The organism is Sphingomonas sp. ATCC 31555, from assembly GCF_000282895.1.
Taxonomy (GTDB): Bacteria; Pseudomonadota; Alphaproteobacteria; order Sphingomonadales; family Sphingomonadaceae; genus Sphingomonas.
In genome coordinates this window covers 1-21,463 of sequence record NZ_ALBQ01000003.1, presented here as the reverse complement: position 1 = coordinate 21,463, position 21,463 = coordinate 1, and the positions used below count along the sequence as shown (strand labels likewise).

Here is a 21,463-nt window from a genome sequence, read left to right as displayed (position 1 = left end):
CCTACAAGGGTGGCATCGGTACAATCGATTCGAACACTTCGACTCCGAGGCTGTTGCGCAACGGGACCAACTGGGCAGGCAGAGGCCCGCCAAGTGCCAGACAAGCAGTAATTGGACGATCATCATGTTCATAGGCTGCCCGCGCCATCATCACGGCACGATATTTGACGCATTGGAACAGGCCGCGCGTAATATCGTCTGGCACCAACCAGCGGGTTTGACCTCAACAGCGTGAATGCGGCGTTTCTGCGCAAAAACCACATCGACACAATCCCCAGATGGTAGCCGATACTCCGGCTCTCCAGCTGGATCGCCGAGCTTCAGCCCGACCAGCTGCGGGTTGGCACAAACGTAGTTTTTGAGTGCAAGATGGTCCGGTCCTTCACCGCCCCCGCCTCTTCCCGCGTTGGCGATGACCGGGGCTAGATCGGTGGCGGTGGGCGCGAGTTTCAGCGCCTCAAGAACGTCATCCCAGTAAGGATATGCTGCAATCTTTGCCCAATAGCTCTCAATAATAGCTCGGCGCTCTTTGGCATTGCTCCACTTCTCGCCTTTCTGTTCAAGAAAGCCATCGAACCCAGGTCCCGGCAAGTTGGTGTGCTGATTTTTGACCAACGCTTGTATATGCGGAATCTCGTCTTCCCATTCATCGCTCAGGTCGTTGAGCGCATCCCCGATGCAACCGAGTGGATAGTTCAGATTTCGAGGATTGGGCATACTGACTTCGTCAGCAAGGTCCTCGTAAAATATCGGCGTTCCAGCCTTAGCTTGACGAACAAGGATCGGAAGAACCAGGCGTGCGCGCCTCTGGTAAAGCTTTTCACCATGGAAGCCGGTCGCTGTTTCTGAGGTCTTCGCCATCCTAACCCGCCCCTTTAACCATCGCCACGGCTACGCCCTGGCCAACTGGTACATGTAAGCCATCGGGTTCTTGTTCATCGCTTTGCGCTGCTTTTCATTGAAGCCGATCCCGGCGCTGAACATGTCAGTCAGGCCTTTCAGGGCCGGCCCAGCAGTGAGCCCCGCCAAACCGCCAAAAGGGCCAGCCGCAAGGAAACCACCGATACCGACAACGGCGCTGACCACGACGGGCTTCAGCACCATCTCGGCCTTTGCCAGCCCGATTGCCCGCTTTAACTCATTCAAATACCGAGCCATTTCATCCTGAAACTCAACGTTAAGCTGATCGCGATGATTTCGGCTCTGAACGTCGCGAAGCCTGGCAACATGGCTTTGCACCGCATCTGCGTATGCATGGCGCAAGGCCTTGTAATCCCCACCTCGCTGCTCCCGCTCCTCGCGACGCCGGAAATCGATCAGCTTTTCGAGCGACATCGCGTTCGCGTCTATCAGCTCAAGCGTAAGCGGAACCACATGCGATTGGGCCAGAACCGGTTCATCGCGATCACCGATCAGGCCGTATGCGAGCATCTTGTCGGTCACCCGCGCAAAAGTCGTTCCAGCGCAAGCATCGGCCAGCTTTGACATGATCGTGATGCCTGCTTCGTGATCGAACGGATAGTCACCGTTCGCCACCGGGCCAGCGGTCATGCGGTGTTCTTGAAGCAGGCACCATGTCTCGTAGTGCAGCTTTTGCGGCCAGATTTCGTATGGGCGGTCGAGTTGCAAATCCTCCCGATATTGAATTTGCCGGGGGACGCCTGCTGCCAGCATCGACTCAATGCTCTTGTGCGCTTGGCGCTTGTTCTCGTCGTCCGGAACCAGCGGCTTGCCGATCAGCTCCCACGCCTCGGCCATGTCATAATTGTTGTATTCGATCCGGTAGTCATCAAACGGAACGATGACCCTCAGCTTGTCCCAGAGCAGCATGGCGGAAGCCATAGCCTGCGGAGACTGGAGGTGCGTGTCCGGATAGTGAACCGCTGAACGCATCGCCATCGGCCTATTCCTCCCCGCCCACCTTGAACGCCCCCGGCCAGCCGTCGTGGCTTTCGATCACTTTGTCGATCTCGGCCATGATGCGGCGGGTTTCGGTGAGGGCTACGACCATGCGGCGATAGTGGAGCACGTCTTCGTCGGTCAGGACGCGGCCATCGGATTGCTTCTTGCCACCCTTGGCGGCGCGGTCTTTCAGCCATTTTTCGCAGGGCTGATAGCCGCCGACGTGGAATTCCCAGGTGGCTTTGGGCACGTCTTCGAACCAGCGGGAGGCGTTGATCATCACCTTGCCGTTTGTGTATTGGGGATAGCCCTTGCCGACCCGCGCCTCGCCAGTGCCGCAGAAGCGGATTTCGGGGGTCTTGAGCGCCGGGGCCTCATCGGACTTGAGCAGGTGCAGCGCGACCAGTTCGCGGCCCAGCGGCACGAGATCGGCGAACAGCGCGCGCGATCCCGGCGTGGGGATGCGCGGGAAGTCCGATTTCAGGAATTCGGCATAGCGGCTGCGATAGGTGGGCGCGTGCAACACGGCATAGATATAGTCGAACAGGTCGCGCGGGCCGAAAGTCTTGGCCAGATCGCCGCGCCCATCCCACGGTGTGTCGAGCAGGCCGATTTGTTCGGGCTTGGGCTGGATGAAGTCCTTGCCCAAGCTGCCCTGTTGGCCACGCGGGATGCCATCGTTGTATGTTAGACCAGCATGCTGGGAGAGCACCTTAACTGACTTGTCGCAAAAGTTTGGTCGCCGCTTCGATCTGTCGGCGTCAGAGTCTAGCCAAAGCGGCAGAACATAGGTGTTTGTAGAAGTTTTTGATGAAAGGAATATCTTATCTGTACGCATTTCAGAGACAAATGAATGCGCGTAAATCTGATCATTACAAATCCTTGATGTAAGGAGAGCAACATTTTCAATATCGAGATTTCTCTGAACCGCATCTTTCAGAATCGTCAGAACTCGAGAATCCAAAATGGCTGATCGAAAATCAAATGGACGATAGGCAACATTTGTTATGTCATTCTTCCAATTTCCCGAAATTGCAAATGCTTTAGCATTTTCATAATTCCATTGATTTGTTGAGCACATTCGATATTTCTCGGATATCTCTTTGCGAGAGGTAGACTTTGCTAAGTCGCTCATTCTTTGATCAAACGATCCTACTTCGAAGGAAATCGCAAACTCATCTTGTTGCGAGGCGAAACCTGTCGACCAATAAATTTCCTTGTCAGCCGACCGGTCACCTGTTCCAAACAGTGTGGGCAAATCGAGGAATTCATTGAACTCTTGCACGAGTTCGCCTTCTCTCCAAAAGAGAAAGTTTGGTGGCGACGGTCTGACAGGATCGCAATCAACCGGACTTACCTTGCTCGTGAGCAATCGGTCCATCTTTGCTTCAAAGGTTCCCTCCCAGCTCTCGTAAGTCGCTTGCCCTTCAATCTTGTTTGGAGCGGCGGAATACAGACCAATCCCGACGCCAGTCATAATTTCGAACACGGGTTCATCGACACCTGCAACATCGTTGCGGCGCACACTGCCATTGAGGTTGATTGCTCTCAGACGAGTAAACGAGCGGAAGAGAGATCTCCTCATATCACGAGGCTGGCTGCCGAGCATGTATCCGTGCCCGGTGATCATGCCTAAGACACCAATCTTTGATCTATCAATTGTAACTTGTCCCAATCTCAAGAATTTTATGTAATCATTTGAAAGTGACTGTATCTGGCTTTCTTCCTTCCTTACCTGCTCTTTATATGGCTCGCAAAGTTCCGTGATCCACGGTCCCATGTTAAAAGATTTCACAGAATACGGCGGATTGCCGATGACGATGGTAACGGGAACACGGTCCTTTGCTTGATTTGCTTGGTCTGCTTCGTGAGCAAGAGCCTGTGATTGCATTCTTTCTTCAAGATCGATATCTCGTCTCGGCTCCAGCGCATTTGTCAAGAATATGCGCGCGCGCTCATCGGAGCCGAACTTGTAGCCAGTTTCGACCAGCTTCAGACCGACCTTCATATGCGCGATTGCATAGGGTGCCATCATCAGCTCGAAGGCGGTCAGGCGCGGCAGAAGGTGCTCAGGCACATAGGCGTTCCACGCCGCCTTGATGTCCGCTGCCGACTTGCCGTCTGCCTTCCAAGTTTCGACCATCCGCTTGTGGATCAGGTCGATCACCTCGACCAGAAAGGTGCCTGTGCCGGTGGCGGGATCGAGTATCTGAACGAAGGGCGCGTCGGGATCGACATGATCAGGGATGGCGATCTTGTCATTCCGCGCGGCGAGCTGCGCCCAGGTGCTGGTATCTGCCAATCCCAGCGGCAGATCAAATTCGGTGCGCAGGATTTCGTCCACTCCGCGCACGATGAAATTCACCACCGGGCGCGGCGTATAGAAGACGCCGCGCTGCATCCGCTTCTGCGGATCGTACTCCTTCAGGAACAGCTCGTAGAAGTGGATGACCGGGTCTTCCTTGGGGTTCTTGTCTCCGAAATCCCGCAGCACCGCTTCCATATTGGCGCTGTTGATCATGTCCACGACGTCACGGACGCCCAACTCGTCGAAGTCCATGCCACTTCGCTTGTCGCGTCCGCCGATCTGGAGGAAATTGGCGAACAGCTCCTTCAGAAACGGATTTGTCTTGGGCACCATGTCGGCCAGATTGTCCGCAATGATCCCGACCGGCCGTGAAATCCGCGCCGCCAGCATGCCGTAGCAAATGGTCTGGGCGAACATGTCGGCAAAGCCGTCATCGTCCAGATCGTGGATCAAATTCTTGCGGAACGCCTCCAGCATGGTCCGCATCGGGCCCTTGTCGGTTTCGGCGGCAAGCAGTTGATTGGCACGGGCGCGAATATCCCCGGCCAGCGCGGCAAGGCGCTTGGCAAGTTCCTGCGAGGTGGTGATGACCTCGCGGTGGCCCACTTCGAACGCGCCAGCCCACTGGCCGCGCCAACCAGTCTGATCGGCCGGATCGTCGGGCCAGGTCAGCCGCTGGGACAGCAAGTCCGCCGCATGGCGATTGTGCAAGACCGTATCCCGCGCATTCCAGCCGAGCACCTTCATCACCGGCAAATCGCCGGTCGATGCCGCATCGCTGAAATGAACGAAGGCAAGCTCACGCTCGCCAGATTTGCCGAAATTGGCGGCGAAGATCAGGTCGCTCTTGTCCCAGGCGGCGCGTTCGGCACCCTTGCTCTCACCGCGCTTGCTCACCACCAACGCGCGCAGGATACGGCGCAGGACGGTGACCGACATGGTCTTGTCTTCGAATGAGAGGAAGAAGATGCCCCAGGGCTGATTGGTGACGAGAGGGCGGAGCTGGTGGATTTCGCGCAGCTTGGCCGCATCCTCGTCCTTCAGGCCGAGTTCGCGCGGCTCGTATTCGAAGACCACGTCTTCCAACCCGTAATCGTCCGGGATCGGCCATTCGAGCTTGTCGCGCAGCAGTTCGACCAGGCGCGGGAAGCTGTTGACCTTGGCCAGCTCTTCGGCGGTGATGTCCGTCATTGTGTTTTTGGCCCCAATCGATCGCGCTAATTCAATTCCATCCAGGCCTTCAGCACCGGCTTGACGCCGAGCGGGGCCTGGACCTTGCGCAGGAAGGTCTTCGCAATGTGCTTTTCGACCGCGATGCGGATGTCGGAGAGTTTGACCTCCTCCATCTGCGTGACACGCGGAGCTTCTGGCGTGGAGCGGATGGCGCCGACGATCATCGGCGCGTCCTCGCGGATTTCCTGTGATGCGACATCGTAGAGATACCACTGCACGTCGCCCGCCTCAGCAGTCCACATGTCTTCGCCGCTCGCTTCGCTCGCTGCTTTGTCGTGTGCCGGGCGAGCGTAGCAGAAGAACACCTGCTGAGTGCCGGGCTTGAGGTTCTGTTTGCCCGAGAAGATACCGTTGGGATAGGCGCTGACTGTCTCATCCAACCCCGGATTGGCTTTCAGTAGATCCTGCCATTCGAGATGCAGGTCCTCATCCGGGCTGCGCTGGCCTTCGTATTGCTCGCTGAAGTTGCGCAGGTCTTCGTAGTCGTCATCCTCGCGAAGAAGCTGACGACCTTCGATCCCCAGCGTCTTGGAGATGCGCAGGGTCTTATGCGCGACTTTGCCGTAGAGGCGCAGCAGCTCGTCGAGATCGTCGGGTGGCAGGAAATTCCAATAGGCAACGGTGCCGCGCAGTTCCTTCTGGTCCGGGTGGTCGGCAACGATCCGTGCCTCGATATCCGGGTTCATGCGCCGATCGACACGGCCAATGCGCTGCATCAGTCGCACCGGATTCCAATGCAGATCATAGTTGATCAGGCGCGTAGCATCCTGAAGGTTGAGGCCTTCCGACAGGACATCGGTCGAGACCAGGACGCGGATTTCTTTTCCGCCCTGCTCTGCGCTGGAGCTTTCATTGTAATAGGGAGCGAACCGCTGGATGATTGTGGCGCGATCGCCCTTGGTTCCGCTGTCGATCTGATCGACGCCCTCGATCCCCGCTTCCTTCAACTGCTCGGCAACGTAGCGAGCGGTGTCGCCAAATTCCGAGAAGATCAGGACCTTGTGCTTGGACAGCACCGGGTCCTTGGTCAGCATTTGGATCAGCTTCTTGAGCTTGAGATCCTGGCTGGGTTTGAACTTCTCCAGCTCATAAAGGAAATCGGCGACCTGCTCGAGATCGGCCAGGGTATGGTCGATGATTTCGTCAACCTTGAATTCGTCGCGCGGGAGTTTGTTGACGGTTTCAAGCAGTTCGGGCGGGATGAGGTCGTCCTCAGCCTCGTCATCATCGAACAGTCCCCTATCGAGGTTATGATCGAGCAGTTTGGCGTGCTTGCGCTTCCAACGATTGAGTTGTGCCTTCTCATGGTCAGTCTCGCAGTGGACCTCCATCCAAGCGAGCATCTTCATCAGCAGTCGCCAGCAGGATTGCTTGAACGCTTCGGCCGAGCTTTCGAACCGCTTCAGGAAGCTGGTCCGGATGAGGGCGACGACCTGCTTGAGGCGGCCGCGTTCCAGCGCGGTGGCGACATTTTCGCTGTCACCCTTGTAGTAGGCGTAGGGGTTATAGATGCCGAGGACGAACAGCGGATCACGCTTGTGGAATGCCTCGGCGACCATATCAAGCAGCTTGCCGTAGGTTTGCCGCACGGAATACTCAGCCACGGTCGGCTTGCGCGGTTCAGGGAACATCACTTCCCCGTCGCCCTCGCGCTTCATGCTTTCCTTCACGTAGCTGCGGCTCCGCTGGACGACCAGCGCGTCAAACAGCGGATCAGCGGACAGCCGGAGAGCAACGTCTGGCGTATTGAGTTCAAGCTCCTCCTGATCGGGACGATGACCGAAGATCTCGGCTTCGATCTTCTTTTCGAGCTGGCGGATATAGCCGGGCAGCGAATGGATTCCGAGGGTGCCACCGGAAAAGTGGTCCGCCTGATGCTGCGTGAACAGCTCGACCATGTGCTGGAAGTCGGTCAGGCGGTTGTTGATCGGCGTCGCGGTAAGCAGAAACATCTGCTTGCCCTTTGCGAGATCATACAGCCGCCAGTAGCGCGACTTTCGACCTTCGCCCTCGTCACCCTTGGTTCCGGTGTTCCGGAAATGATGGGCTTCGTCGATGATGATGACATCGGCCTCTTCCGCTACGCGATCGAGCTCTTCCTGCTCGCTCTTTCGCATCAGGTCAGTGTGGCTGAAGATCTTGAGACGGCTGTAGCCTTTGAACACGTCAGGAAGCCGCTTCCGGAGTTCGCGTTCCCAGACCGGCTTTTTTGCCGACTTGGGGACGAAAAGGGCGACGTTCTTCTTCTCATGAACCGCGAACCGTTCGATCAGCATCAAGCCGATGAAGGTCTTGCCCAAACCCACGCCATCACAGAGGAAGGCGCCGCCATACTTTTCGGCGCGTTTGAGCAGACCTCCGTATCCGTCTTGTTGGTAACGAGCGAGTACAGGGAAGATCCGGGAGCTGTCCTTCTCCCATTCGCTGGCTGTCTCCTCGTGCCCGAGGAAATATTGTTGCAGGGATCGGGTATAGACTTCGAACGGGAGATAAGCCCGGACGTGACGCTCGAAGGTCTTCAGGATCTCGGGCGTAACGTCTTCCGCCTCATCCCAATGCTCTTCATACCATTCTTGCAGGACCGAAACCGGGGTGCCGGTGATCTGGACGTTGAGCTCGATGTTTTCGGTAAGCCCAGGGAAGGTGAAATTGGATGAGCCGACCAGCGCGCTCGATCCCACAACCTCCATGCGAGCATGAGTAATGTAGGCCTTCGCGTGGAACTTGTCCTTGCGATAGACCCGGCATTTGATTTTGCCGCTTTGCAGCGCTTCGACGATCGCCGACACACCGCGAAGGAAATGGTTCTTCTGCTTTTCTGATTCCAGGCTGCCATCCAGAACCGAGGTTGCCGACGATAGTGCGGCTTCGAATGCACGCTTGGTTCGCCGAGATACCTCGTCGCCCATGAGGATGCGGATGCCGTCGAGCTTTTGCCATTCGCCATCGAGCGCAAGCAACGCACCGACTTCAAAGAAACCCGACGCAATGTCGATGCTGCTGGATAGTTCGCACCAATCTTTAAGATAACGCAGTGCCTTCCAATCGTCTTCACTGTTGTCGACGATGAATAGTTCACTTCCAGTTCGGGCACTGCTTCGTTTTGGCATTAAATCACCTCTATCGAAAGCTTAGGCGACAGGTTGGCGAAGCGCAACGTGATTGGAGCTACCCTACCGGGCGACCTGCTCTATCCGCTGTCGCGGACCGGGCCTGTAGTCTCGGCCCATCCGGGTGACGATCAGGAGCAGGAGAAGTTGAGCGGGAAGCTTGGCAGACGCACTCTGTCCCGCGCTGCGCGCTCCTGAGGGTGCGGCGTTTCCTGTGCTGACCCGCTGGCACTCTTGCCTCTCTCATTGCCGGACGCCCGCTGGCGCACTTGCGCGCGCGCAGGGCGTCCTGCTGCTTCGCGCCGTTGCAAGGGTGCCGATTCTGGCTGGATCGCGGGGCGATCCCTGAGCTGGAACGCCAAGGGCTTTGCCCTCTCTTTCCCCAAACCGGAATAGACACCCCCGAGTGGCGGGCGGTGCCCGCTGGCCCGCGCCAGGGCATCGATTCCGGTTTTCCCTCCCCCTTCCATCCTCGCCGGAAGGCAGGCCGCATGCCGCGTGTCGGATGCGGTTTTGCCGGAAAGGAGTTGGGCCGATGGGCGATCAGATCTTGAACTACCGAGCTTGCGGAGCGGAATGCCGTGAGGACTGGCTGCGGATGCTGGCTTGCGACGATGGCTTGCCGTTCGAGTCCGTGCGGGATGCCGCCGAGCGGTTTGGCGAAGCGGAGGATTTTGAGCAGCTCATTGACTATTGCGAAGGGGGCGGATCGGCTTTGCAATGAAGTCGTGATAGCGGCTTGCGGCGCGCCGCCTGACACGTCAGGCGGCGATGCTGTCTGCGAACCAGTGCGTGTTGTGCCAGTCCAGAAAGGCCGGGTCGGGATCGAAGCGTTTAGCCGGGCGCAAGCTGGCTTGTTCGAACTGCTGGAAGAATTCGCGCGTCTCGCGGCTCTGGCTTTCGCGCAGCTGCCGCGAGACGTGGATGCGGCGGCTCTGGTCGACCGTGATCAGGCCCCGGTCAAAGGCGCGGTCCAGCGTTGCCGACAGCAATAGGCCGTTGGCAGGGTTGTGCCGGTTCTCGATGTCCTTGCCCCATGGCTTGATATGGCTGGCAGTCAGCAGGCGCGGATCGGCGATGCCGGTGATGCAGCAGGTGTCCTCATAGTTGGCCAGGACTGCGCGGCGAAAAAAGTCCTGGCCGACGCGCTGGTTGACCAACGCCTGCGTTGTTGATGCTCCCTGGTAGGGTTCGAACCGGAACTCGCTGACTTTGTCCTTGAGCCGGGTAGAGGCTGGTGCAGGTTCGCCATGTTCGACTTGCGCCGTCCACATGCTTTCCGCGCGCGCAACCAGGCCGGTCCAATCCTGGCCGAATTCGGCATAGGTCGCCCGGTCGAGTTTGGACGCGCCATCGAGGCCCTTGCGCCCACTGTCGGTGATCTTGGGATCGAGGCTGGCGAAATTGCAGAGCTTCATCGCAACCGAGCTGCTTGACCGGTCCAGCGCGGCGGCGAGCTGCTGGATTTCTGGATTGCCCGAATGCAGCTTCCCGAACGGCAGCTGGAAATAGAGATAGAGCGCGAGAACCGTCTCCTCTTCGCTCCAGCGTTTCCTTAGGCTGCCTTCGTCCCCCATGGCAGTGTTGTGAGCGAGGCCGCCCAGGGGCGCAAGTGGCTTGGAGTGCTATGGTTTCTCCGGCGGGCACAAAGTCCCTTCGATCTGGGCGTCCGTTCTAAGCACCGGACCTGGTCGCACGCGTTCAGCCATCAATGCCCGGCCCGCGCCGGTTCGCGGGCGCTCACCCGTGTTGGGCATGACGTCTGCCCTTGGCCGTGCGGCCTGTCGGTTTGGTGCAACGAGTCATCAGATACGAAAGGACAAATCCATGGCCCGCAACAATTCCGCACCGGCAGCCGAAGCAAAGGCCCCGGACTTCATCGCCTGGCACGTCGCCAACAGAGGCGACAAGGCATTCTGGACCAAGGTCGGTGCAGCGTGGTTTCACCGCGACCGGAAGGGCGTTTCGCTTCAGCTGGAGGTCGTGCCGATCAATGGCCGCATCGTTCTGCGTACACCGCTCGACGACGAGACCAAGGAGCAGCCGGGCGCTTAGCGCCCGGCCTCGATCGCGAATACGACGCTGCGATTGGCGCAGCGCTTGCGCTGATCGACGACTATAATTGGCTCTGGCATTTCGCGAGCCAGGCTATGACCTTGCGAAAGCAAGCAGCGGCTCGATCTCGCCACCATCCGCTGCCCTCAGCGCCGTGACATAAGCTCGTCTGGTTTCACCCGGAGCGACCAGGTTGGCTCTGCCCCAAGTGAAGCGGGGCTGGCCGAGCTCCATCGCGAGCAGGTCGGCGACCAGGCGGGAGTGCCGACCATTGCCGTTGGGGAATGGGTGTATCGAAACCAGCCGGTGGGAGAAGCGGATCGCAATCTCGTCCGGCGGGTAGGTGCCGTTGTCTACCCAGTACCGCGCATCTTGGACGAGCTCTCGCACCGCCATGGGAATGCGGTAGGCGTCGATGCCGATATTGCGCGGCGTCCTGCGATACTGACCTGCCCACTTCCAGACTTCACCAAACATCCGTTTGTGCAGATCACGCAGGAATGCATCTTCGAGCACGTCAACATTGCGGGCGCGCCTGAGCCAGAGGCTGGCCCGGGTGATGTTGACCTGCTCGGCTTCGTTCAGTTCAGCCCTGGTGGTGATGTAAGTCGGAATAAGCTGTTCGCGTTCCTCCGCTTCGAGCGGCGTATTGGCTTCGTCTTCACCGGCATAGAGAGGATCGGTCATTCATCCTCCCAAAGGTAGCGCAGCGGCTCATTCAGGATCTCGGCAGTCAGGCGCTCAAGTTCCTCATGCATCTGTCCAGTAGTTAGAGACTGGTTCTCCAGCATCATGCCCTGTGCAACGGGGCCGAACTGATCGAGAGCTTTGGCTGCCGCGCGATCGCGCACGATCTCGTCGAGCGGTGCCTTGGGCACCAGCGCGTAAACAAGCTGGCAGTTTAGCGCCTCGGCAGCCTCACGCAGGGATTTGAGGGTGGTGGCATCGGTCGCCTCGGCCTTTTCCAGTGCGACGATACGCGACTGCACCACGCCCATGCGCTTGGCGAGCTGGCGCGAGGTCATGCCCAGTGAATCGCGAATAGCGCGCACCCAGCCACCGCGCGGACGCGGGAGGCTTTGTTCCCGCAGAAAGGCGAGCTTCCTGTCGAGGTTTTTTCGGGCCAGTTCGGCTTGCCGGTCCTTGATCATCGCAGTCCTCCACTGTCTATATGATCATTTCTATGTGATCGTATCAATGGATTTTGATCTATTAAAAATGATCTAAACGAGGCATTTTAATCATCTTTATATGATCGATAATTGAGGGTTTCGCCCAGCGCTTGGCGCCGAAAAACACGCCTAATTGCGGGAAGTGCCTTTTAGCTGATCAAGGTAATCGGCCCACCATTGCGCCATCTCGACGCGTTCGGCCCAATGCGCACCACGATGGTAAGCTGCCCGAACGGCATCCTTGTCCTTGTGCGCCAATGCCCTTTCAATGGCATCGGGCGACCACTTGCCCGACTCGTTGAGCAAAGTGCTCGCCATGGCCCGGAAGCCATGGGCGGTCATTTCATCGCCGGAATAGCCGAGCCGCCGCAGCGCTGCATTGACCGTGTTCTCGGACATCGGTGATTTCGGCGTCCTGATCGACGGGAAAACATACTTCCCGCCGCCGGTGAAGGCCTTTGCGTTCTTCAGCACTGCGATTGCCTGCCTGGACAAGGGCACCGCGTGCTCAACGCGTGTCTTCATTTTTGCGGGAGGGATGCGCCACACCGCTTCGTCGAGATCGATCTCCCGCCACTCCGCGTGACGCAGTTCGCCTGGCCGGACAAATACCAGCGGCGAGAACAGGAGCGCATACTTGGTTGTTGGATATCCCTCATAGCCATCGATCGCGCGCAGCAGCTCGCCTACGCGCCGGGAGTCGAGGATCGCAGCGAAGTGCTTCGGCTTGCGACTGGCGAGCGCGCCGCGCAGATCGCGGGTCGGATCGACCTTGGCCAATTGGTTGGCGACCGCGAACCGGAACACTTGGCCAGCGAACTGGAGCGTCCGGTGAGCCTTCTCGTCGTTCTTGGACGCTTCGTAAGGCCGGACAGCCTCCAGAACCTCGACTGGCTCGATCTCGACAATCGGACGGTTGCCCAGCTTCTTTTGCAGCAGGCTCAGGAACCACTCGCGCTTGCGGACCGTCGCTGCCGCCAGCCCATCCCGGCGATTCTTCTCGATGTAGGCTTTGGCGACCGCGCTGAAGGTGTTCAGCGCACTGATCTTGGCAGCAATCTTGTCGCGGCGTTTCTGATCAGCCGGATCGATGCCTTTGGCCAGGCTCCCCCGGGCCGTATCGCGGGCATCGCGAGCGTCACGGAGCTTCAATTCTGGATAGGAACCCAGGGCAAGCTTCTTCTCGACCCCGGCACCATTGCGGAATTTCATTCGCCAAAGCCGTCCGCCCGAGGGGGTCACGAGCAGATAAAGGCCCTTCTCGTCGGCAACCTTGTAAGCCTTGGCTTTGGGCTTGAGGGCGCGGATCGCAGTCTCTGTCAGAGCCATTTGGGGGCCTTTCCAATTTGGGGTTGGCGAAGGCCCCCACAAAAGGCCCCCAAATCGTCGCGGCTGCAGGCGAATTTCAGCGAACCTTGGCGGCCAAGCCAAGGCAATTTATCGCAGATTTCCGGGGTCTTAGCAACCTTCAGCGGTCAATGGCGAAGGTGGAGGTGGTGCCGCTTACAGGACTCGAACCTGTGACCCCCGCATTACGAATGCGATGCTCTACCAGCTGAGCTAAAGCGGCGCTCTGCCGGGCGCTGGCTTGCCCGGAGGAGGGCGCGCTTACCAGTGGATGTCGCGGATGGCAAGCGGCGCGTTGGCGGGACGTGGAAATTCTGAAGGCTCCGGTAAACTCCCGGGTCTCCTCGCCCTGCTCCTTTACCCTCGCTTTACCATGGAGCGAGCAAAAGCGGTCGATCAGCGTTCCGGGCATCGCCCGCAGTGGAGCACGGCAATGAACATGGCGCGTGGCATCAATCGGCCTTCGGGGGCGAGGTCCGCCTCCGCGCCGGAGGGGATGATCGACGAGCGTCCGATCGCCTTTGCCGGCCAGGACCGGCGGATGCAGGTACGCGCCTATAATCATTGGGTTTCGCTGCTACGCGGCCGCCCCTGCCCCACCCTTGCGGACCTGGATCCCGCCAGCATCGCGGATTTTGGGCCGAACAGCGTGCTGCTCGATTTCGGCACGGGCACGGCTGATCCTGCGATCCGATTTCTAGGAGCTGCGCTGGCCGCAGAATGCGGCGTGACGGCTAGTATCGCCCAGGTGAGCGATGCGCCGGAAACGTCCCTGCTCTCACGGCTAGCCGAGCCTTATGCGCAGATCATCGAAAACCGCGCCCCGATCGGATTCGAGACGGAATTTGTCGGCCCGCGCGGCAACCAGCTCTTCTATAGGGGCCTGCTGATGCCCTTTGCCGACGATCAGGGGGCAATCACCTGCATCTATGGCGTGATCAACTGGAAGGAGGCCGTGGACGTCGAGACGCAGACGCTGCTCGCCGCGGAGATCGACGCATCCCAATATGCAGCGTCCGCAGCGCGCCCGACGTCGCCGCCCTGGCCCAAGGGAACCGCCGACAGCAGCGCCGCACCACCCCGGGCTGCACAGACGCATCGCCTGTCTCCCCTTGCCGACCAGTTGCTGCTCGCGCAGGAATCGGCGGCGACGGTACGGGCGTCGGATCTGCGCCGGCGCGCGGCGCTCTATCGCACGTTGAACCGCGCCTATGGTTTCGCGCTGGCGGCGGAGGCCCATCCTGCCGCCTATGCCGCGCTTCTGGAAGATGCGGGGCTTACGCCGCAGTCGCGCGCGCCGATGACGCCGATCGTGAAGCTGATCTTCGGCGCGGACTACGACAAGACGCGCCTTGCCGAATTTGCCGCCGTTCTGGCCCATGCACGCCGCCTTGCGGTGCCGGAGGGAGGGCTGGACGCGCTGCTCGAAAGGACGCCCGGCGGCGTCAAGGGCATCGTCCAGGCCGAGCGCAAGCACCGCGCCGATCTGCCCCACGGGCCGCGGTCGATTGCCTCGGATCGAGCCGCCGAAGCCCTGCGCAGCCGCCCGCCGCTGGGCCGCGTGCAGATCCCCGCCGGTGAGGCCGAATTCGTGCTGCTGCTGGCGCGGGCGGGCGCTGGAGGCCTGGATATCGTCGCCAAAGTGGAAGGCGATGCGGCACTGACCGACCGCGCCATGCGCCGCGCGGGCGCCTGAGTCCACAAGGCGTGCGAGGGGCGCTTATGCCCGCCTCCTAGCGGCTTTTCCAGACTTGAGGTGGCAACCGGGCAGGCGCATAGCCGCCTATATGAAGAACATGACCAAAGAGATCATGCAGGCATTCGAGGAGCGGATCTTCGAAGGCGCCCTGCCCGGAGAGCTGGAAGGACTGGACGAAAGCGAACGCGCGGATATCGCGCGCTTCGTTGCGGAGACGGCGGCAGATCGTCCTCCCCAAACCGTCCGGCTGAACCTGGAAACCTATCACGACGACAATAGCCGCAGGATGCGGCTGGCCGTGATCAACGACGACATGCCGTTCCTGGTCGATTCGATCGCCGGCGCGATCGCCGCCTTCGATCTTGGCACGTTCCGCATCATCCACCCCATTCTGCCGGTGGAACGCGACGCCAAGGGCGCGATTACGGCCGTCGGCGAAAAAGCGGCGGATGCGCAGGCCGAATCGATGATCTACATCGAGATCGAGCGCGCCGACGCCCGTACCCGCCGCGCGCTTACCAGCGAAATCGAACGCGTGCTGGAGCATGTTCGCGACGTCGTTTCCGATTGGCGCCCGCTGCAACAGGCGATGGGCCTGGATGCCGCCCGTGTCCCTTCGCGCGAAGGCGAAGCGCTGCTGCGGTGGTTCGCCGACGATGCAATGACGCTGCTGGGCCATGAGAAATGGTCCGTCGAGGGTGAAACTACCGACCAGATCGGCCTGGCACGCTACACGCATGACGTGCCGCTGCTGGCGGATGCCTCCCGCAACCTCGCGGTCGATTACTTCCAAATGGGCGGAGAGATCCCGCTCCTGTTGAAATCCAACGCCATTTCGACCGTCCACCGGCGCGTGCCGCTGGATATCGTCGCCACGCCGATCATGCGCGATCAGGATGTGGTGGGGCTTTCCATCCATTACGGCCTGTGGACCAGCCAGGCGCTGAATACCCCGCCCGCCATGGTCCCGATGCTGCGCAATCGGCTGGAGATGCTGGAATCGAAGTTCGGCTTTGATCCCGCAGGCCATACCGGCAAGGCGATGACGCACGCGCTTACCGGCCTGCCGCACGATCTGACCACTGCCTTCGATCTCGAAGCGCTGGAAAGCCTCGTGCTCACGGCAATGTCCGTGTCGGATCGGCCGCGTTCCAAGCTGGTGCTGGTGCGCAGCCCGCTGGGGCGCCATCTGTTCGGGTTCGTCTGGTTGCCGCGCGAACAGGTTGCGGCGGGCCATCGCGAAACAATCGGCAACATGCTGGTCGAAGCGGCGCATGCCAAGATGATCAACTGGTCGATCGCGCTGGAAGACGGCGTGCTGGCGCAGCTGCGCTACACGCTGGATCTTCGCGGCGATACGGTGATGCCCGACGAGGCGGAGCTCGACGAGCGGATCGCCCGGATCGTGCGCGGCTGGGCGCCGGCCGTCGATGCCTGCCTCGCCGAAATCGCGGGGAGCGGCGCCGCGCGCCTTTCGCTGCGCCTCGCCAATACCTTCCCCGATGTCTATCGCCTTACGCACACGCCCGAAGAAGCCGCGCAGGATCTGGTGCGGATCGGCGGGCTGGAAGACGAACATGCGCGATCGGTCCGCATCTTCCCGGTGCGGGACGAAGCGGGCGCCTACCGCATCAAGCTATACCGCCTTGGCGGTGCCCTGGCGTTGTCGGACGCGGTACCGGCGTTCGAGAATTTCGGCTTCCGCGTTCTGGAGGAAGTCCCGACCGAGCTCACCAACGGCGCCTTCATCCACGATTTCAAGGTCGAGCCTGCCACGCGCAGCGAGATACTGGACCGCGATCCTGCGGTTGTGGAAGCAGCCATCGCAGCGGTGCTGGAAGGCCGAGCGGAAAACGATCTGTTCAACCGGCTGATCGTCGAGGCCGGTCTTACCCCTTCGGCCGTTGTCCTGCTGCGCGCCTGGTTCCGTTATTTGCGCCAGGCGGGGATGCTGTACGGCATGGGCACGGTGGTCGATGCGCTGCGCCGGGCACCGATCGTGGCGATGGCGCTGGTTGATCGCTTCGAAGCGGCACACAACCCGGCGCGCGGCGGCGATGCGGAGGCGGTGGAACTCGCCGAGAAGGCGATCGATGCCGGCCTGGCCCAGGTTAACGCCATCGACGACGATCGCATCCTGCGCCTGTTCAAGGGCGTGGTGCTGGCGACGCTGCGCACCAACGCCTATGCGCCCGCCGGCGAGGAGGCGCTCGCGTTCAAGCTGGATTCCGCCAGGGTCCCCGGCCTGCCCGCACCACTCCCCTGGCGCGAGATCTGGGTGTATAGCCCACGCGTCGAGGGCATTCACCTGCGCGCCGGCCCGGTTGCCCGCGGCGGCCTGCGCTGGTCCGATCGCCGCGACGATTTCCGCACCGAGATCCTGGGCCTGATGAAGGCGCAGCGCGTGAAGAACGCCGTGATCGTGCCGACCGGGGCAAAGGGCGGCTTCTATCCCAAGCAGCTACCCTCCCCCGCCGTGGATCGCGACGCCTGGCTGGCCGAGGGTACCGAAAGCTACCGCATTTTCATCCGCGCGCTGCTGTCGATCACCGACAACATCGTGTCGGGCGAGGTGGTGCACCCCGAAGGCGTGACGGTGCTCGACGGTCAGGACCCCTATTTCGTCGTTGCGGCGGACAAGGGCACTGCGACATTCTCCGACGTGGCCAACAAGCTGGCGATGGAGCGCAATTTCTGGCTGGGCGATGCGTTCGCATCGGGCGGCAGCGTCGGCTATGACCATAAGGCGATGGGCATCACTGCCAAGGGCGCCTGGGTCTCGGTTCGCCGCCACTTCCTGGAAATGGGCACCGACATCCAGTCGGAGCCGGTGACCGTGGCGGGCGTGGGCGACATGTCGGGCGACGTGTTCGGCAACGGCATGCTCCTGTCCAAGGCGATTCGGCTGGTCGCGGCGTTCGACCATCGCCACATCTTCCTCGATCCCGATCCGGACCCGTCGAAGAGCTGGGAAGAGCGCGCCCGCATGTTCGCGCTGCCGCGCTCCAGTTGGGCAGACTACAACCCCGACCTCATCTCCGAAGGCGGCGGCGTATTCCCGCGCACCGAAAAGTCGATCCCGCTCAGCCCGCAGGTCAAGGCACTGCTCGACCTCGACGTGGACAGCATCGACCCCAACGGACTGATGATCGCGATCCTCAAGGCCCGCGTCGGGCTGCTGTGGTTCGGCGGCATCGGCACCTATCTGAAGGCGGCGAGCGAGAGTAACGGCGAGGTGGGCGATCCCGCCAACGACCGCATCCGCATCAATGCCGAGCAGGTCCGCGCGCAGGTGGTGGGCGAAGGCGCCAATCTCGGCGTGACGCAGGCGGCGCGCATTGCGTTCGCGCGGAACGGCGGCCGTATCAACACCGACTTCATCGACAATTCGGCCGGCGTCGACTGCTCGGACAATGAGGTCAACATCAAGATCGCGCTCAACCGCGAGATGGTCGAAGGTCGGCTGGGCTTCGAGGATCGCAACGCGCTGCTCGCCTCGATGACGGATGACGTCGCGCACCTGGTGCTGGAGGACAACCGCCTGCAGACGCTTGCGCTCTCCTTCATGGAGAATGACGGCGCGCTCGATCTGCCCAGCTATGTGCGAGTGATCGAGATACTCGAAGCCAAGGGTCGGCTCGACCGCGCAGTGGAAGGGCTCGACACCAATGAGGAGCTGATGCGCCGGGCGCAGGACGGGCGCGGCCTTACCCGGCCAGAGCTGGCCGTGCTGCTCGCCTCCGCCAAGCTCGCGCTGCAGGATGCGATCGAGCAGGGCGATCTCGGCCATGATCCGGCGCTCGTCGGCGATCTCCATGCCGCCTTCCCCAAGGCCATGCAGGAGCGGTTCAGCACCGCCATCGACGAGCATCGCCTGCGCAACGAGATTGTCGCGACGAAGCTCGCCAATCGCGTGGTCAACCGTCTGGGCGTGCTCCACCCGTTCGAGCTGGCAGAAGAGGAAGGCGCGGCGATGCGCGACATCGCGGCGATGTTCGTCGCCGCCGAACGCCTGTTCGATCTGCCGTCGCTATGGGCGGAGATCGAAAGCGCGGCGATCAGCGAGAATGCGCGCGTCGCCCTGCTTGATCAGCTCGCGCTGGCGGTGCGTGGCCAGATCGCCGATCTTCTGCGGGTCACGCGCCCCGGCGCGAGCCCGGCCGAGGTGATCGATCGGCTGCGCTCGGGCATCGACGTGCTCGGCACCAAAGCGCGTTCGCTACTGCTCGACGAGGCCCGCGCCCATTCGGATCGCATCTCCGCCACGCTGGAGGCGGCGGGTGCACCCGCCGAACTGGCGGACAGGGTGGTGCGCATCGTCGAGATGGACGGCGGCGTCGGCCTGGCCGAACTAGGCCAGCGGCTGGAGATCGACGAAGTGGTGCTGGCACGCGCCTTCACCGCGCTGGGCCAGACGCTCGGCCTCGATTGGGCTCAGGGCGCGGCGGCGCGGATCACCACCGGCGATGTCTGGGAACGCCTGCTGATCGCCAGCCTCGCGCGCGATTTCCAGCAGTTGCGGCTCGAATTCCTAGGCCGCATTGATGGCGCCGATCCGCAGGCGGCGGTGGAAGCCTGGCTCGCCGAGCATCAGGCGCGGGTCGACCAGTTCGTGGCCGTCGTGCGCCGTGCCCGGCAATCGGCCGCTCCGAATGCCGCAATGCTGGCGCAGATCGCCGGCCAGGCGCGCGTCCTTCTGGGCCGCGAATAGGCTGCACGCGAAAACGGCGCCGGTGGTTGCCGGCGCCGTTTGCTTTTCCATCGTCCATTAGTGGTTGTGCCGGGGGACCTTCAGCCCGGTGCCGCGATATTTCGTGGCGAACTCCAGCACACCGCCTTCGTGCAGCTGGCCTGACTTTTCGCGGTACAGCTCTTCCCACGGCGTGTTGCTCGGCGGGATGGGCGGCGCAGGCTCGCCCTTGCGCCGGGCGATCTCATCCTCGGCGACCAATGCGTCCACCCGGCCTTGGTTAAGATCGATCCGAATCACGTCGCCGGTGCGCAGCCACGAAAGCCCGCCGCCTGCCGCGCTCTCCGGCGAGGCGTTGAGGATCGAGGGGCTGTCCGACGTGCCCGACTGGCGGCCGTCGCCCAGCGTCGGCAGGCTCTGGATGCCCTTTTGCAGGATCGCGTCGGGCGGCTGCATGTTGACGACTTCCGCCGAGCCCGGCCAGCCGAGCACGCCAGCGCCGCGAATCACCAGGATGCAGTTATCGTCGATGCCGAGCGCCGGATCGTTGATCCGGTGGTGATAGTCGTCCGATCCGTCGAACACCACCGCGCGCACCTCGAATACGCCCTCCTGCCCCGGGGTGGAGAGATAGCGCGCGCGGAACTGCTCGGAGATCACGCTGGTCTTCATGATCGCCATGTCGAACAGGTTGCCGGTGAGCACCAGGAACCCGGCCTTCTCCATCAGCGGCTTGTCGAGCGGGAAGATGACGTCGGCATCGAGCACGCGCGCCTCGGCGACATTCTCCGCCATGGTGCGGCCGGTGCAGGTTGCGACGCTGCCGTCCAGGATGCCCGCATCGACCAGCAGCTTGAGCACCGCCGGGATGCCGCCGGCACGGTGGAAGCGTTCGGACAGATACTGCCCCGCCGGCTGCATGTTGACGATCAGCGGCAGGTCATAACCGGTCTGCCAGTCCTCGGGCGTGATGGTGATGCCGGCATGCGCGGCCATCGCATTGAGGTGCGGCTGGGCGTTGGTAGAGCCGCCGATCGCGGTGAGCAGCTTGATCGCGTTGAGGAAGCTCTGCTTGGTCAGGATCTTCGACGGGCGCAGGTCCTCATAGGCCATCTCGACGATGCGCTTGCCGGTCTCGTAGGCGATCTGGCCGCGCTCACGGTACGGCGCCGGGATCATCGCGCAGCCGGGGAGCGACATGCCCAGCCCCTCGGCCATGCTGTTCATCGTCGAGGCGGTGCCCATCGTGTTGCAGTGCCCCGAGGAGGGCGCGCTCTCCATCGCGCGGCGGAGGAACTCGGCCTCGTCGATCTCGCCCGCCGCCATCTTGCGGCGCGAGCGCCAGATCACCGTGCCCGAGCCGACCAACTCGCCTTCATGCCAGCCGTCGAGCATCGGCCCGCCCGACAGGACGATCGCCGGGATGTCGACGGTGGAGGCGGCCATCAGCGAGGACGGCGTGGTTTTGTCGCAGCCGGTGGTGAGGATCACCGCGTCGATCGGATAGCCGTTAAGGATCTCGACCAGCCCGAGATAGGCGAGGTTGCGATCGAGCGCGGCGGTCGGCCGCCGGCAATTCTCGAAGATCGGGTGGAGCGGAAACTCCATCGGGATGCCGCCCGCCGCGAGGATGCCTTCGCGGGCGCGCTTCACCGTCTCGAGGTGGATGCGGTTGCACGGCGCGATGTCGCTGCCCGACTGGGCGATGCCGATGATCGGCTTGCCCGAGGTCAGCTCCGCCGGCGTGATGCCGTAGTTCATGAAGCGCTCAAGATAGAGCGCGGCCATGTCGGCGCGGCCGGGGGCGGCGAACCATTCGCGCGATCGGAACGGACGGACGGGCGTGCGGGTCACGATTCAAACTCCCGAAACAAACTCCCCTCCCGCTTGCGGGAGGGGTCGGGGGAGGGGCTGGAACAACCCCGCCCGCCAAGATCAAAACTCCCC

At 61.6% G+C, this 21,463-nt stretch carries 13 protein-coding genes and 1 tRNA gene; 4 read left to right on the top strand and 10 right to left on the bottom strand.

Annotated elements, in window-relative coordinates; translation table 11 throughout:
- Window positions 1-150: 150 nt before the first annotated feature.
- From B215_RS21125 to B215_RS0100845, 4 genes are all read right to left on the bottom strand, one after another.
- Window positions 151-861, bottom strand: a complete 711-nt coding sequence (locus B215_RS21125) for a hypothetical protein (protein ID WP_152997701.1) — start codon at window positions 859-861, stop codon at window positions 151-153.
- 30 nt (window positions 862-891) lie between these two features.
- Window positions 892-1,899, bottom strand: coding sequence for a hypothetical protein (locus B215_RS0100855; RefSeq protein WP_152997702.1), 1,008 nt, complete (start codon window positions 1,897-1,899; stop codon window positions 892-894).
- A 4-nt stretch (window positions 1,900-1,903) separates the two neighbouring features.
- Window positions 1,904-3,793: a type ISP restriction/modification enzyme gene (locus B215_RS22090; protein WP_443209596.1), complete on the bottom strand. Its 1,890-nt coding sequence runs from the start codon at window positions 3,791-3,793 to the stop codon at window positions 1,904-1,906.
- A 1,634-nt stretch (window positions 3,794-5,427) separates the two neighbouring features.
- On the bottom strand, window positions 5,428-8,553 hold the full coding sequence (locus B215_RS0100845; RefSeq protein ID WP_082664384.1) for a helicase-related protein: 3,126 nt from the start codon (window positions 8,551-8,553) through the stop codon (window positions 5,428-5,430).
- A 535-nt stretch (window positions 8,554-9,088) separates the two neighbouring features.
- Between B215_RS0100845 and B215_RS0100840 the strand changes: the two genes are divergently transcribed.
- Window positions 9,089-9,277: a hypothetical protein gene (locus B215_RS0100840; RefSeq protein ID WP_019367725.1), complete on the top strand. Its 189-nt coding sequence runs from the start codon at window positions 9,089-9,091 to the stop codon at window positions 9,275-9,277.
- A 37-nt stretch (window positions 9,278-9,314) separates the two neighbouring features.
- Here B215_RS0100840 and B215_RS0100835 read toward each other — a convergent pair whose 3' ends face one another.
- Complete coding sequence (locus tag B215_RS0100835; protein WP_019367724.1) at window positions 9,315-10,130, bottom strand: HNH endonuclease; 816 nt, start codon at window positions 10,128-10,130, stop codon at window positions 9,315-9,317.
- Between the two features lie 250 nt (window positions 10,131-10,380).
- Between B215_RS0100835 and B215_RS0100830 the strand changes: the two genes are divergently transcribed.
- Window positions 10,381-10,608: a hypothetical protein gene (locus tag B215_RS0100830; protein ID WP_019367723.1), complete on the top strand. Its 228-nt coding sequence runs from the start codon at window positions 10,381-10,383 to the stop codon at window positions 10,606-10,608.
- 93 nt (window positions 10,609-10,701) lie between these two features.
- Here B215_RS0100830 and B215_RS0100820 read toward each other — a convergent pair whose 3' ends face one another.
- From B215_RS0100820 to B215_RS0100805, 4 genes are all read right to left on the bottom strand, one after another.
- Window positions 10,702-11,295: a mobile mystery protein B gene (locus B215_RS0100820; protein ID WP_019367722.1), complete on the bottom strand. Its 594-nt coding sequence runs from the start codon at window positions 11,293-11,295 to the stop codon at window positions 10,702-10,704.
- A complete protein-coding gene (locus tag B215_RS0100815) occupies window positions 11,292-11,759 on the bottom strand; it encodes a mobile mystery protein A (protein ID WP_019367721.1) in 468 nt (155 codons plus the stop codon). Before B215_RS0100815 ends, B215_RS0100820 begins: the two co-directional genes overlap by 4 nt.
- Before the next feature lie 150 nt (window positions 11,760-11,909).
- Entirely contained in the window at window positions 11,910-13,109 is a 1,200-nt protein-coding gene (locus B215_RS0100810) for a tyrosine-type recombinase/integrase (protein ID WP_019367720.1), read from the bottom strand.
- 165 nt (window positions 13,110-13,274) lie between these two features.
- Window positions 13,275-13,350, bottom strand: a tRNA-Thr gene (locus B215_RS0100805).
- A 210-nt stretch (window positions 13,351-13,560) separates the two neighbouring features.
- Between B215_RS0100805 and B215_RS0100800 the strand changes: the two genes are divergently transcribed.
- Entirely contained in the window at window positions 13,561-14,823 is a 1,263-nt protein-coding gene (locus B215_RS0100800) for a PAS domain-containing protein (protein WP_026008807.1), read from the top strand.
- A 91-nt stretch (window positions 14,824-14,914) separates the two neighbouring features.
- Window positions 14,915-19,537 (top strand): NAD-glutamate dehydrogenase, encoded by a 4,623-nt coding sequence (locus tag B215_RS0100795; protein ID WP_019367718.1) that lies wholly within the window; start codon window positions 14,915-14,917, stop codon window positions 19,535-19,537.
- A gap of 57 nt (window positions 19,538-19,594) precedes the next feature.
- Here the strand turns inward: B215_RS0100795 and B215_RS0100790 are convergent, their stop codons facing one another.
- Window positions 19,595-21,373, bottom strand: a complete 1,779-nt coding sequence (locus B215_RS0100790; protein ID WP_269083827.1) for an IlvD/Edd family dehydratase — start codon at window positions 21,371-21,373, stop codon at window positions 19,595-19,597.
- Window positions 21,374-21,463: the final 90 nt, after the last annotated feature.